Raw genomic sequence first — 12,363 nt, forward strand, 5'->3', positions numbered from 1 at the left:
GCCGCTACTTTAGCCAGTCAGGATGACCGTCCACAAGCTCGCCGCCGTGCCCTTCGGCGCACTAGCTCAGGTACACTTCGCGCCACGTGCACGCGGGTCTGGCCAGAGCAATTCTGGCGGCTTCTGCGCTGCTACCCGAATTCGCTTCAAAGGTAATCCCATGCCCATCCGCCACTGCATCGTCCACCTGATCGAAAAGAAACCCGACGGCACCCCAGCCGTGCTGCATGCCCGCGACAGCGAGCTGGCCGAGTCGCAAGCCATCGAAAACATGTTGGCCGACCTCAACGAAAGCTATAACGCCAAGCAGGGCAAAGCGTGGGGCTTTTTCCAGGCGGAGTCAGGGGCGTTTCCGTTCAGTGGCTGGTTGCAGGAGTACCACGCCGGCAATCAGGATTTCACCGCCTTCAGCCGTCAGGCCGTGGAGCACCTGCAAAAGCTGATGGAAGAGTCGAACCTCTCCACCGGCGGGCACGTGTTGTTTGCTCACTACCAGCAAGGCATGACCGATTACCTGGCCATCGCCCTGCTTCACCACAGTGAAGGCGTGGCGGTAAACGCCGCGCTGGACGTGACCCCGGCCAAGCACCTGGACCTCGGTCAACTGCACCTGGCGGCGCGCATCAACCTGTCGGAATGGCAGAACAACAAGCAGTCCAAGCAGTACATCTCGTTTATCAAAGGCAAGAACGGCAAGAAGGTGTCGGAATACTTCCGCGACTTTATCGGCTGCCAGGAAGGCGTCGACTCGCCGAGCGAAACGCGCACCCTGCTCAAAGCCTTCAGTGACTTCGTGGAAAGCGAAGACCTGCCCGAAGAGCAGGCCCGCGCCAAGACCGACACCCTGGTGGACTACGCCACCAGCCAAGCCAAAATCGGCGAGCCGATGACGCTGCAGGAATTGTCGGGCCTGCTGGACGAAGAACGGCCAAAAGCCTTCTACGACCATATCCGCAACAAAGACTACGGCCTGTCGCCGGAGATTCCCGCCGACAAACGCACCCTCAGCCAATTCCGCCGTTTCACCGGCCGGGCCGAGGGGTTGTCGATCAGCTTTGAAGCGCACTTGCTCGGCTCGAACATCGACTACAACGAAGAACAAGGCACCCTGACCATCCGCAACTTGCCTACGCAATTGATGGATCAGCTCAAGCGGCGCAAGGACTGACCGGACGTTCATCGTTTGCAGGAGATCGAGCGAGCTAGAGCCGGGCAAGGCGAAACGGGGTTTTCAAGCGCAGTGGGCTGGTGCCCATGAGCATTGAAAACCTCGTTTCAACGCCGCCCGGCCGACGCGCAGCCGATCGACCTCAGAAGTCCTGCACGGTGGGGCGCAGCAAGATATCGCTCACATCCACATCCGCCGGCTGTTCAATGGCGAAGGCAATCGCCCGCGCGACCGAGTCCGCCGGAATGGCCATTTTGTAGAACTCATTGACGGTGTCGCTGCTGGCCTTGTGCGAGCTGCCGTGTTTCAGCTCGGTGTCCACTGCGCCCGGCGAAATAACGGTGGTGCGAATCGCCCCGCCCACTTCATGGCGCAAGCCGTCGCTGATGGCGCGCACGGCGAACTTGGTGCCGCTGTAAACGGTGCCGCCCGGGCTGAACACTTTGTGCCCGGCGATCGAAGCGACATTGATGAAGTGGCCGCTGTTCTGCTCCTGGAAGCGCGGCAAGGCGGCGGCGATGCCGTAGAGCAGACCTTTGATGTTGATGTCGATCATGCGGTCCCACTCGTCCACTTTCACTTCGCTCATCGGCGCGATGGACATCAAACCGGCGTTGTTGATCAGCACGTCTACCCGGCCAAAGGTGTCGACGGCGCCTTGCAGCAGCGCTTCGACTTCGGCGCGGTTGGTGACATCGGTGGTGTAGGCCACGGCCTTGCCGCCGGCAGCGGTCAGCTCGCTGACCAGTGTGTCGAGCCGGTCTTTGCGGCGCGCGCCGAGCACCACCGAGGCGCCGAGGGCCGACAGATGACGGGCTGTCGCTTCACCCAAACCGCTGCTGGCGCCGGTGATCACCACTACTTTTCCAGAAATGTTCGTGCTCATGCTGCAATCCTCAAGGTGTCGGGCCAGGTAGTTGGCTCCGGTTGAAGGCGAGTATGGAGAGCAGGCTTGCAACTGAAAATGGAACAGTTAGGATTTAGCTATTCCTAATTATGGAACAATCAGACAAGGCGCCCGCCAATGCTCAACCGCATGGAACTGCTGAAAATACTGTGCGCCGCCGCCGAAGCCGGAAGCTTTCGCGAGGCGGCCACGCGCCTGAGTATTTCGCCGCAAAGCGTGACGCGGGCGATCCAGGAGTTGGAGCAGCAGTTCGGCGAAATCCTGTTTCATCGCAGTACGCGCCAGGTGCAGATCACCGCGTTCGGCCAGCGGGTGGCCGCGCAGGCGCAGCAAACACTGGAAAGCGTGGACGAGTTGTTTCAACGCAACACCCGCAGCCAGGCGGTCGCCCTTAGCGGCCGGGTTGGCATTACCGCGCCCCACGCCATCGGCCGACGTTTTCTGGTGCAACTCTTGGTGCCGTTGCTGCGCGAGCATCCTGGGTTGCAGGTGGAATTGCGCCTGGAGGACGAAATGACCGACGCCGTGGCCGGGCAAATCGATATCGGCATTCGCGTCGGCATGATCCGCGACCGTCGTTACATCGCCCGGCCAATGGCCAAAGTGCCGCTGCATGTGGTCGCCAGCCCAGCGCTGCTGGCCATTAGCGGCGAACCGCTGACCCTTGAGCAGTTGCAACAACAACCGCTGAGCGCGCTGATCGACCGCCGCAGCGGCAGACCCTGGCCGTGGATGTTTGCCGATAACGAGCAGCTTTTCCCCGAGCCCGCCGCGTTTATCAGCGACGACCCGGAGGCGGAGTTGGAAGTGGTGTTGGCCGGCCTGGCCTATGCACAAATACCCAGCTATTTAGCTGTGCCGCATCTGCGCAGCGGGGCGCTGGTCAGCGTGCTGGATGCGCTGGCGCCGAGCCCTTGGGATTTGTTTATCTACCGGCCGCAGCGAGGGCCGGTGTCGCCTCGGGTGCGGCTGGTGTTCGACCATTTGCTCGCGCAGTTCAGCGATAAAAACCTGTTCCCCGAGCAACCTTAAGCCGGCGTCAGGCACTCCGGCGCATTGAGTTTCGGGTCGTTCACAAAGTGCGCCAGCGCCCGCTCGCGCAACACCGGGTTGGGCTGGCACAACAATTCCTGCAGCGCCGGCAGTGGCGCATCCTCGGCCAGCCAGACGTCCTGGCCTCGGGCATCGAGAATCAGCGGTCGGCGCAGGCCATTGGCCGGCTGCGTCACTACCGCCACGCTCAGGTACGTGTGCCCTTCCACCGGAAACGCCTCCCACACCGCCGCGAAATAAAGCGGCGATTCTTCGCGGGTAATCCAGTACGGCCGCTTGCGCACCGTGCCGCGCCATTCGTAAAAACCATTGGCCGGCAGCAGGGCGCGCCGCAGGCGAAAGGCATCGCGAAACATCGGCTGTTCGGCCAGGGTTTCGGCGCGGGCGTGGGCGGGGGTTTTCGACAGGTCAGTGAGCCACGGCGGCGTCAGGCCCCAGCGCGCCAGGGCGGCGTGCCGTTCACCTTCTACCTGACGCAGCATCAGCACCTGGCTGGCCGGGGCGATGTTCCAGCCCGGCTGTTGCGCGGCGGGAAAGCCAGGAATTGCCGCCAGCGCGGGCGTCCAACGAAACAGGGCGTAGCGTCCACACATCAGGCAACGGGCTCACAAAAAGAAGGAATCAACAGAGCAGCACGCCGTGCGGGTCTTCAGGCGGTTCTTCACCCGGCAACGGCAGCGCGGCATTGTACGCGGCGATCAGGCTGCGCGCGTGCTCGGCCTGCTGATTGGCCACCATCAGACCGAGCAAACCCAACGCCGGCAGCTCACCGGCGGCGCCGAGCAGGTGGCCGCCGGTGACGTGGGCTTCAACGCCCTCGCTGGCCAACATGCGCGTAAGCACTTCGGCCTCCAGCAAATCTTGCGGCTCGTATATGCGTTGCATCAGTCGTTCTCCGCGCGAACATCCAACTCCCAGCCGTCCCCATCGGTACGCAAATCAAACACAATGGGCCGGCAGCACACCGGGCAATCTTCAATGTACTGCTGATCGCCGCCAGACAGGTCGAGCACGGCCTCAGCGGGCTCGCCGCAGTATGGGCAGTCGTAGAACTGGGTTTCGAGCATGGGCAAAGCCTCTTACGTTGAGGTGTTAACAGTCAGACTGCGGGCGCTGCCGTTTCGCTCAATATAAGGCGCAAGTCGGGCTGTGACTTGTCTGTATAATCGCCGGTCTATTGCTGACCACGCACCCACAGTGCCATTCCACTCCCAGAACAAGAGAGCATGATGGGCGAATTCGATGCCATCCGACCGTACGCTGACGCCGAGGTCCCTGCCGTTTTGGCGCGCCTGCTGGCAGACCCTGCGTTTTTGCAGATCATTACCCACTTCCGTTTTCCGCGTTTATCTCGCCACTTTTCTTGGCTGCTCAAGCCACTGATCGCCCACCGCCTGCGCTCGCAGTTTGCCTCGATCAATTCGGTAGCCGCGTTGCAGGACAAGGTTGAGGTGTACGTCGACCGCAGCATTGAGCACGCCACCGATGGCGTGACGTACAGCGGCCTGGAGCACTTGAAAGCTGGCAACGCCTACCTGTTTTTGGCCAACCACCGCGACATCGTGATGGACCCAGCCTTCGTCAATTACGCTGTCTACCACGCCGGCCTGCCGACGCCGCGCATTGCCATCGGCGACAACCTGCTGCAAAAGCCGTTTGTCAGCGACCTGATGCGTTTGAACAAGAGCTTTATCGTGCACCGTTCAATCACCGGCCGCCGCGAGAAGCTGGCGGCGTTTCAGTTGTTGTCGGCGTACATCAACCATTCGATTCGTAACGACGGTGAGTCCATCTGGATCGCCCAGGCCGAAGGCCGTGCCAAAGACGGCGACGACCGTACCGATTCGGCCATCCTCAAGATGTTCCACATGAGCCGCAAAGACGAGCCGTTCGCCGAGGTGATTGCTGGGCTGAATCTGGTGCCGGTGTCCATCAGCTACGAGTACGACCCATGCGACCAGGCCAAAGCGCGCGAGCTGTACATCCGCGCCAGCACTGGCAGCTACGAAAAGGCGGCCGGGGAAGATGACAAGAGCATCGGCCAGGGCATCACCGGCTACAAAGGCCGCGTGCATTTGAACTTCGCACCGCCGGTAACCGAAGGCTTCGAGGACGCCAAGCAGTTGGCAATGGAAATGGACCGGCAGATTCTCAGCGGCTACCGCCTGTTCCCAGCGCACTACCTGGCGTATGCGCAATGGGCTGATCGCGACCCGACGTTGCAGGTGCCGGATGCCACCGAGTTGTTTCCTGCCGAGGAACTGGCGGCGGCGCAAACCGAATGGCAAAAGCGCCTGGACAGCTGCCCTGCCGAGCAGCGGCCTTACCTGGTGGTGCAATACGCCACGCCGGTGCGCAATCAGTACCGCATCAAGGCTGGGTTGCCGTTGTAGGGTTCAGGCAAGCAATAAAAAAGGCGGCCCCGGTTATTCGGGTGCCGCCTTTTTTGTGTTTGTGGCCGGTATTTGAATCAATCAAACCTGCGTACTAAACCAAGACACCGCCAACGCGATACCCAGACACGCATAACCAAAACCGGTGAAAAAACGATTGAGCTGTTGGGTGGAAATATCGAGCGCGGCCAATTCGGCGCTCTCGGCAATGTCTGCATCGGCCACCAGACCACTCACCGCACGGCGCTGACGAATATGGGTGGCGATCAACAGCCAACTACCGGCGACGGCGAAGAACAGGGCCAGCGCGTTAATCGATTGAGCGGGGTGGGACAACGCGAGGGAAAACAGCGTTTGCAGCGACATCAACAACCTCACCTTCAGGGCCACTTCGAAAGGCCCTGGCTAACCGTGCGCCGACCGGATTCGGGGCGCTACGGCGGCGGATTCTACTCCAGGCTTATGACGCTGCTTGGGTTTCCGACGAATGCCGAGATGGCGTAACGGCTGGCCCTCACCCCAGCCCTCTCCCGCTGGCGGGAGAGGGAGCTTGAGCACCGACACGCGGCTAAATTTGTTAATCGCCGCTGCGTTTAGGGGACAGGGGCCAACCCCATCCCTTGTTCGCGATTTGCTAGAGTCGCGCCCACAATTACAAAGCTCGGAAGCACCCCATGCGCAAATTATCGATTGTGGTACTGGTTCTGCTGGTCATTGGTTTTGGGGTTTTCTTCAGCCTGCCAACGTACCTGGACCGCACGCTCAACAGCGTGGAAAACCCGGCGCCCTACCCCGCCAACGAACAAGCCGAAACCCTGCACAAAACCCTGTTTATCGCCGACCTGCACAACGACGAGCTGCTCTGGCAGCACGACCTGCTCAAGCGCGTGAGCTACGGACATTCCGACCTGCCGCGTCTGATCGAAGGCGGCGTGGCCTTGCAGGTGTTCTCCACCGTTACCAAAACCCCGCACAACCTCAATTACGAAAAGAACGGCAGCGACAGCGACGACATCACCTTGCTGGTCATGGCCCAGCGCTGGCCGACCTCGACTTGGAAAAGCCTGTTGCAACGCGCGCTGTACCAAAGCCAGAAGCTCAACGAAGCGGCGGCGGGCAGCGAAGGCAAGCTGGTGGTCATTCGCACCCGCAGCGGCCTGGCTTCCTTTATAGAAGCCTGGAAAAAAGACCCGCACCGCGTCGCCGGCATCATGGCCACCGAGGGCTTGCAGGTGATCGAAGGCAAGCTGGAAAACGTCGACCGCCTGTACGACGCCGACTTCCGCATCGCCGGCCTCACGCACTTTTTCGACAATGAAGTGGGCGGCTCGGCCCACGGCTGGGACAAAGGCGGCCTCACCCCGCTGGGCCGTCAGGTGATTACGCGTTTAGAGCAGAAAGGCATGCTCATCGACCTGGCCCACGCCTCGCGGCCATTGATTGATGACGTACTCGCCATGGCCACTCGCCCGGTACTGGTCTCCCACACTGGCGTTGAAGGCACTTGCCCCGGCACGCGCAACCTCAGCGACGCCCATATTCAGAAAATTGCCGCCACGGGCGGTGTGATCGGCATCGGTTTCTGGGAAACGGCGGTGTGCGAAACCAGCGTGCCGGCCATCGTCAAAGCCATTCGCTACACCGCAGACAAAGTCGGCGTGGAGCACGTGGCCTTGGGCTCGGACTTCAACGGCACGATTCACGCGCCGTTCGACAGCACCGGCCTGGCACAACTGACCGAGGGCCTGCTCAAGGCTGGCTTCAGCGCCGACGACGTGGCCGCAATCATGGGCGGCAACGTGCAGCGTCTATTGCTGAAAACCCTGCCAGAAGCGTGAGGTGAATGGCCTGAGCGTCTGTCGCTAGCAGGTATTTAGCCGGTTGCGTGCAACATTTCGCCGCACCGGCTTATTGCTTTACACTGGCGGGCGTTCATTCCTTAACCAATTGAAGAGATTCCCGTGCTCAAAGCACTCAAGAAAATGTTTGGCAAAGGCGAAGGCGAGCAGCCGACGTCTGTTCCTGCCGCCCCCTCTTCCGCGCCCTCTCCTGCCGTAGACGGCCCCCGCCAGGCCAACACCAGCCAGCCGCGGCCGCCACGCGCAGCGAAAACCGAGCGCACCGATGCCGCTCCAGCGCCTAGCGCGCCCGCCACGCCAACTGAAAAACCACGCCGCGCCCGTCCTGCGCCGGTGGTCAGCACCTGGACCCTGGAAGACTTCGCCGTCGAGCCGCAAGCCGGCAAAACCCGCTTCCACGACTTCGCCCTGTCGCCCGAGCTGATGCACGCCATCCATGACCTGGGCTTCCCGTACTGCACGCCGATTCAGGCCGAAGTGCTCGGTTACACGCTCAAAGGCCAGGACGCCATCGGCCGCGCGCAAACCGGCACCGGCAAAACCGCCGCGTTTCTGATTTCGATCATCACCCAGCTGCAGCAAACGCCGGCGCCGAAAGAGCGCTACATGGGCGAGCCGCGTGCGCTGATCATCGCCCCGACGCGTGAACTGGTGGTGCAAATCGCCAAAGACGCCGTGGCGCTGACCAAGTACACCGGCCTCAACGTGATGTCGTTTGTCGGTGGCATGGATTTCGACAAGCAGCTCAAGCAACTCGAATCGCGTTACTGCGACATTCTGGTGGCCACACCGGGTCGCTTGCTCGACTTCGCTCAGCGCGGTGAAGTGCACCTGGATATGGTCGAAGTGATGGTGCTCGACGAAGCCGACCGCATGCTCGACATGGGCTTTATTCCGCAGGTTCGCCAGATCATTCGCCAGACGCCGCCGAAGAACGAGCGTCAGACGCTGCTGTTCTCCGCGACCTTCACCGAAGACGTAATGAACCTCGCCAAGCAATGGACCACCACCCCGGCCATTGTTGAAATCGAGCCGGAAAACGTCGCCAGCGACACCGTGGAGCAACACATCTACGCCGTCGCCGGCAGCGACAAATACAAGCTGCTGTATAACCTCATCACCCAAAACAACTGGGAACGGGTGATGGTGTTCGCCAACCGTAAGGATGAAGTACGGCGCATTGAAGAACGCCTGATTCGCGATGGCGTGAGCGCCGCGCAAATGTCTGGCGACGTGCCGCAGCACAAACGCATCAAAACCCTGGAAGGCTTCCGCGAAGGCAAGATTCGCGTGATGGTCGCCACCGATGTGGCCGGTCGCGGCATTCACATCGACGGCATCAGCCACGTCATCAACTTCACCCTGCCGGAAATGCCGGATGACTACGTACACCGCATCGGCCGCACCGGCCGCGCGGGCGCCAGTGGCGTGTCGATCAGCTTTGCCGGGGAAGACGACTCGTATCAGTTGCCGGCGATTGAAGAATTGCTGGGTCGCAAGATCAACTGCGAGACACCGCCGACCGAGTTGTTGGTGCCGGTGCCGCGTAAGCACTGAAGCGCTGGTGGTTTCACGAAAAAGCCCGTCTCTGTGACGGGCTTTTTTATGATTGACGGAAATCTTCCAACAAAACCTCCGTCACTTCTCCCACCGCTGCGCCGCATCCTTATCGCTGCACTTGCCTTCAACCCAACGCGGCCCTTCGGGGGTGTCTTCCTGTTTCCAGAACGGGGCGCGGGTTTTCAGGTAGTCCATGATGAAAGCGCAGGCCTCGAACGCGGCCTGGCGATGGGCGCTGCTGGTGGCGACGAATACGATGGGCTCGCCCGGTTCCAGTCGGCCAATGCGGTGCAGCACTTCAACCTTTAAAAGCGGCCAGCGCTGGCCCGCTTCGTCGGCGATTTTGCCGAGGGCTTTTTCGGTCATGCCGGGAAAATGTTCGAGGAACATGCCGGACACCTCACGGCCATCGTTGAAGTCGCGTACGTAGCCAACAAAACTCACCACCGCCCCCACGCCCGCATTGGCGGCGTGCATGGCGTTGAGTTCCAGGCCCGGGTCGAAGGCGGCAGCTTGTACGCGAATGGCCATGTCAGCCTCCGGTCACGGTGGGGAAAAACGCCACTTCATCGCCGTCTGCCAGTGGCTCGTCGAGGCTGCACAGTTCCTGGTTGCGGGCGCACATCAGGTTCTGCTCGCCGAGCACCTGCCATACGCCGCCACGGGCCAGCAGGTGCAGGCGCAAGGCGTCGAGGGTAGCGAACGCGCTTGTGTTGTTGATTTGCTCGCCGTCGATGCCGACGGCCTCGCGGTAACGGGCGAAATACTGCACGCGGATCATCACTGCACCTCGTCGGCCTTGAAATGGCCGCTCTTGCCGCCGAGTTTTTCCAGCAGGCGCACCGACTCGATCACCATGCCGCGATCCACGGCCTTGCACATGTCATACAGCGTCAGCGCGGCAACGCTGGCGGCGGTCAGGGCTTCCATTTCCACGCCAGTCTGGCCGGACAGTTTGCACCGCGCCTGAATATGCACGCGGTCTTCGCCCTCGGCGTTCAGCTCGACTTTGACGCCGGTGAGCATCAGCGGATGGCACAGGGGAATGAGGTCGCTGGTTTTCTTCGCCGCTTGAATACCGGCAATGCGCGCGACGGCAAACACGTCGCCTTTTGGGTGGCCGCCAGACTGGATCAGTTGCAGCGTTTGCGGCTGCATGCGCACGTAAGCTTCGGCCACGGCTTCACGGAAGGTCACCGCTTTGTCGGTGACGTCGACCATATTGGCGCGGCCTTGGGAGTCGAGATGGGTTAACACAGGCGTGCTCCGTTGGAAGAGCGGGAATTAAACCCGTGGGTCAGAATTGGGTCAATGGCCGGTCGAACAAGATCAACGGCCCCTCTCCCCTAGCCCCTCTCCCGCAAGCGGGCGAGGGGAATCCAATCGCGAGTTGCCGATTTACACCGTCTAGAGGCCCTTCACCGCGCCAACGCCACCCCCACAACCGGCTTCGCCTTCCTGAACACCAACACATTCCCCACCATCACCAACACCAGCCCCATCAATGCCGGTGCGCTCCATTGGTAACCCTCAACAAACGCCGAGATGTTCAGCGCCACCACTGGAAACAGCACCGTGCAGTACGCCGCCCGGTCCGGCCCCATGCGCCCGACCAGGGTCAGGTACGCGGTGAAGCCAATCACCGAACCCGGAATCGCCAGGTACAGCAGCGACCACACGTACTGCGCGCTCGCGTCAAAACTCAGCGGCGTTCCGGTTACCAGGCAATAGCCGCTCAGAATCAGCGCGCCATAAAGCATGCCCCAGGCATTGGTGGTCAGCGGTTTGAAGCCGGCTTTTTGTTGCAGGCTGGAGAGCATGTTGCCGGCGGAAAAACACAGCGTGCCGAACAGCGCCAACGCCAGGCCGATCAGGGTTTCGCGGCTGGCTTCATGGCCGGCCAGCTCAGGCCAGAACAGCAACGCCAGCCCGGCCAGCCCCAGCGCGCCGCCGGTCATGACGTTGAGGGCGATGCGTTGGCCGAAAAACACCCGCGCATTAATGGCGTTCCACAGCGTGGCGGTGGAAAACACCACGGCGATCAGCCCGCTCGGAATCCACTGGCTGGCGGTGTAGAAGCACATGAAGTTCACGCAGAACAGGCACAAGCCTTGGGCCAGACACAGCCATTGCGCGCGGCGGTTGAGCGGTTGCAGGCGACGGCTGAGCAGCAGCACGGCAAACAGCACCAGCGCCGCCAAGCCGAAGCGATAGGCGATAGACAGTGGGATGGCAACGCTGCCGACTTGCAGCTTGATGGCGATCCAGGTGGTGCCCCAGATCAGCACGGTAAGCAGGTACAACGAGAGGTTCATGGCAAAGCTCCTGAGCAATGCCGGCAGTCTGCTCAGCCCAGGTTTTGCGCGCTTGCACAAACTTGCGCTTATTTACCGGCGGCGGCTGGCAGCCACGTGCGCGGGCGTTACCATAGCCGTCATCGCCACCCGTCAGCGCCCCGTGCCATGTCGCAGCTTTCTCACATTCAGGTGTTCCAAGCGCTCAACAGCTCGCCCAATGCGCAGCTGGAGCATTGCGCCGAATTGGGCGACGGCTTGAGCGCCGCCATGTGGAGCAACCACCACGACGCCCGCGAGTACGAAGGCCCGAGTCACCACACCTTGTCGTGCTACCTGGCCGGCGGCACCGGTACGTTTCGCCGCGAAAAACCGGGCGAAAAAGGCGCGCCGGGCAAGTTGTGCATCATGCCGGTGGGCCACGATTCTTCCTGGGTCATAAACGGCGACATCCGCCTGGCGCACCTGTATATCAGCCCCGAACGCTTCGCCCTGAGCGCCATCAGCCTGCTGGACCGCGAGCCACGGGAAGTGGAATTGCGCGAAGGCACCTTTGTCGACGACCCGCTGCAAGCCCAACGCTTCCACCAACTCACGTCGCTGAACTGGAATGAGCCCGGCGAGCGTTTGCTGACCAGCAGCCTGGCGCACGAAATGATCAGCCATGCCCTACTCAACCAGGTGGGCCAGCGGCAAAACCTGCGGCTTAAGGGCGGACTGGCGCCGGCGTTGCGCCGCGTGCTGGGCGAGTACATCGAAGCGCACCTGAGCGAACCCATTAGTCTGGGCCAACTGGCCACGCTGGCGGCGCTGTCGGAATACCACTTTGCGCGCATGTTCCGGGAAAGCTTTGGCGTGCCGCCGCACCGTTATCTATTGGCGCGGCGTCTGGTGCGGGCTCAGCAGTTGTTGAAAGACACTGCTCTGCCGCTGGGGGATGTGGCGCTGGCGTGTGGGTTTGCCAGTGCCAGTCATTTTAGTAATCGGTTTCGCAGTGCCTTGGGGGCAACGCCTGGGGAGTATCGGGCGGCGTTGAAAGCGTAACCGAACAAAAAACTGTCATTCCCGCGCAGGCGGGAATCCAGAGTGCTGCAGGTATCTTCGGTGGCCGGCAAAGCCTGGATCCCCG

At 61.6% G+C, this 12,363-nt stretch carries 15 protein-coding genes; 6 read left to right on the top strand and 9 right to left on the bottom strand.

Translation table 11 applies throughout. From position 1 onward, the window contains the following. The first annotated feature begins 160 nt into the window (after positions 1–160). Entirely contained in the window at positions 161–1,168 is a 1,008-nt protein-coding gene (gene yejK, locus AC0IW7_RS01080; protein WP_471815412.1) for a nucleoid-associated protein YejK, read from the top strand. Positions 1,169–1,310: 142 nt separating this feature from the next. On the opposite strand, the gene AC0IW7_RS01085 is transcribed toward yejK, so the two are convergent. After that, positions 1,311–2,054 (bottom strand): SDR family oxidoreductase, encoded by a 744-nt coding sequence (locus AC0IW7_RS01085; protein WP_471815413.1) that lies wholly within the window; start codon positions 2,052–2,054, stop codon positions 1,311–1,313. A 138-nt stretch (positions 2,055–2,192) separates the two neighbouring features. Here AC0IW7_RS01085 and AC0IW7_RS01090 point away from each other — a divergent pair, with 138 nt between their 5' ends. Then, positions 2,193–3,107, top strand: coding sequence for a LysR family transcriptional regulator (locus AC0IW7_RS01090; RefSeq protein WP_471815414.1), 915 nt, complete (start codon positions 2,193–2,195; stop codon positions 3,105–3,107). Here AC0IW7_RS01090 and AC0IW7_RS01095 read toward each other — a convergent pair. The 3 genes from AC0IW7_RS01095 to AC0IW7_RS01105 are packed head-to-tail and all read right to left on the bottom strand — an operon-like array spanning position 3,104 to position 4,195. Further along, a complete protein-coding gene (locus tag AC0IW7_RS01095; protein ID WP_471815415.1) occupies positions 3,104–3,721 on the bottom strand; it encodes an SOS response-associated peptidase in 618 nt (205 codons plus the stop codon). The two genes, AC0IW7_RS01090 and AC0IW7_RS01095, sit on opposite strands and share 4 nt — an antisense overlap. Before the next feature lie 28 nt (positions 3,722–3,749). Beyond that, on the bottom strand, positions 3,750–4,013 hold the full coding sequence (locus AC0IW7_RS01100; RefSeq protein ID WP_471815416.1) for a putative signal transducing protein: 264 nt from the start codon (positions 4,011–4,013) through the stop codon (positions 3,750–3,752). Continuing rightward, positions 4,013–4,195: a CPXCG motif-containing cysteine-rich protein gene (locus tag AC0IW7_RS01105; protein ID WP_122452527.1), complete on the bottom strand. Its 183-nt coding sequence runs from the start codon at positions 4,193–4,195 to the stop codon at positions 4,013–4,015. Before AC0IW7_RS01105 ends, AC0IW7_RS01100 begins: the two co-directional genes overlap by 1 nt. 162 nt (positions 4,196–4,357) lie before the next feature. On the opposite strand from AC0IW7_RS01105, the gene AC0IW7_RS01110 reads away from it, so the two are divergent. Then, positions 4,358–5,521: a 1-acyl-sn-glycerol-3-phosphate acyltransferase gene (locus AC0IW7_RS01110; protein WP_471815417.1), complete on the top strand. Its 1,164-nt coding sequence runs from the start codon at positions 4,358–4,360 to the stop codon at positions 5,519–5,521. An 81-nt stretch (positions 5,522–5,602) separates the two neighbouring features. On the opposite strand, the gene AC0IW7_RS01115 is transcribed toward AC0IW7_RS01110, so the two are convergent. Beyond that, complete coding sequence (locus AC0IW7_RS01115; protein WP_471815418.1) at positions 5,603–5,887, bottom strand: hypothetical protein; 285 nt, start codon at positions 5,885–5,887, stop codon at positions 5,603–5,605. Between the two features lie 308 nt (positions 5,888–6,195). Between AC0IW7_RS01115 and AC0IW7_RS01120 the strand changes: the two genes are divergently transcribed. Next, positions 6,196–7,359: a dipeptidase gene (locus tag AC0IW7_RS01120; protein WP_471815419.1), complete on the top strand. Its 1,164-nt coding sequence runs from the start codon at positions 6,196–6,198 to the stop codon at positions 7,357–7,359. A gap of 123 nt (positions 7,360–7,482) precedes the next feature. Then, positions 7,483–8,937 (top strand): ATP-dependent RNA helicase RhlB, encoded by a 1,455-nt coding sequence (rhlB, locus tag AC0IW7_RS01125; protein WP_471815420.1) that lies wholly within the window; start codon positions 7,483–7,485, stop codon positions 8,935–8,937. Positions 8,938–9,018: 81 nt separating this feature from the next. On the opposite strand, the gene moaE is transcribed toward rhlB, so the two are convergent. From moaE to AC0IW7_RS01145, 4 genes are all read right to left on the bottom strand, one after another. Continuing rightward, positions 9,019–9,471 (bottom strand): molybdopterin synthase catalytic subunit MoaE, encoded by a 453-nt coding sequence (gene moaE / locus AC0IW7_RS01130; protein ID WP_471815421.1) that lies wholly within the window; start codon positions 9,469–9,471, stop codon positions 9,019–9,021. 1 nt (position 9,472) lies between these two features. Continuing rightward, a complete protein-coding gene (locus AC0IW7_RS01135) occupies positions 9,473–9,721 on the bottom strand; it encodes a MoaD/ThiS family protein (protein ID WP_471815422.1) in 249 nt (82 codons plus the stop codon). Continuing rightward, a complete protein-coding gene (gene moaC, locus AC0IW7_RS01140; RefSeq protein WP_122452520.1) occupies positions 9,721–10,197 on the bottom strand; it encodes a cyclic pyranopterin monophosphate synthase MoaC in 477 nt (158 codons plus the stop codon). Before moaC ends, AC0IW7_RS01135 begins: the two co-directional genes overlap by 1 nt. A gap of 161 nt (positions 10,198–10,358) precedes the next feature. Next, the gene (locus AC0IW7_RS01145; RefSeq protein ID WP_471815423.1) at positions 10,359–11,255 is read right to left on the bottom strand and encodes a DMT family transporter; all 897 of its coding nucleotides are present in this window, start codon (positions 11,253–11,255) and stop codon (positions 10,359–10,361) included. A gap of 147 nt (positions 11,256–11,402) precedes the next feature. Here AC0IW7_RS01145 and AC0IW7_RS01150 point away from each other — a divergent pair, with 147 nt between their 5' ends. Continuing rightward, the gene (locus AC0IW7_RS01150; RefSeq protein WP_471815424.1) at positions 11,403–12,278 is read left to right on the top strand and encodes a helix-turn-helix domain-containing protein; all 876 of its coding nucleotides are present in this window, start codon (positions 11,403–11,405) and stop codon (positions 12,276–12,278) included. Positions 12,279–12,363 lie beyond the last annotated feature (85 nt).

It is taken from the genome of Pseudomonas sp. AC229 (assembly GCF_979254655.1).

Excerpts from the sequence above, each read along its gene's own strand:
- AC0IW7_RS01095 (WP_471815415.1), bottom strand. The coding sequence starts at position 3,721 with ATGTGTGGACGCTACGCCCTGTTTCGTTGGACGCCCGCGCTGGCGGCA.
- AC0IW7_RS01115 (WP_471815418.1), bottom strand. The coding sequence starts at position 5,887 with ATGTCGCTGCAAACGCTGTTTTCCCTCGCGTTGTCCCACCCCGCTCAA.
- AC0IW7_RS01100 (WP_471815416.1), bottom strand. The coding sequence starts at position 4,013 with ATGCAACGCATATACGAGCCGCAAGATTTGCTGGAGGCCGAAGTGCTT.
- AC0IW7_RS01120 (WP_471815419.1), top strand. The coding sequence starts at position 6,196 with ATGCGCAAATTATCGATTGTGGTACTGGTTCTGCTGGTCATTGGTTTT.
- AC0IW7_RS01150 (WP_471815424.1), top strand. The coding sequence starts at position 11,403 with ATGTCGCAGCTTTCTCACATTCAGGTGTTCCAAGCGCTCAACAGCTCG.
- AC0IW7_RS01085 (WP_471815413.1), bottom strand. The coding sequence starts at position 2,054 with ATGAGCACGAACATTTCTGGAAAAGTAGTGGTGATCACCGGCGCCAGC.
- AC0IW7_RS01105 (WP_122452527.1), bottom strand. The coding sequence starts at position 4,195 with ATGCTCGAAACCCAGTTCTACGACTGCCCATACTGCGGCGAGCCCGCT.
- moaE (WP_471815421.1), bottom strand. The coding sequence starts at position 9,471 with ATGGCCATTCGCGTACAAGCTGCCGCCTTCGACCCGGGCCTGGAACTC.
- yejK (WP_471815412.1), top strand. The coding sequence starts at position 161 with ATGCCCATCCGCCACTGCATCGTCCACCTGATCGAAAAGAAACCCGAC.
- AC0IW7_RS01090 (WP_471815414.1), top strand. The coding sequence starts at position 2,193 with ATGCTCAACCGCATGGAACTGCTGAAAATACTGTGCGCCGCCGCCGAA.
- AC0IW7_RS01145 (WP_471815423.1), bottom strand. The coding sequence starts at position 11,255 with ATGAACCTCTCGTTGTACCTGCTTACCGTGCTGATCTGGGGCACCACC.
- AC0IW7_RS01110 (WP_471815417.1), top strand. The coding sequence starts at position 4,358 with ATGGGCGAATTCGATGCCATCCGACCGTACGCTGACGCCGAGGTCCCT.
- AC0IW7_RS01135 (WP_471815422.1), bottom strand. The coding sequence starts at position 9,721 with ATGATCCGCGTGCAGTATTTCGCCCGTTACCGCGAGGCCGTCGGCATC.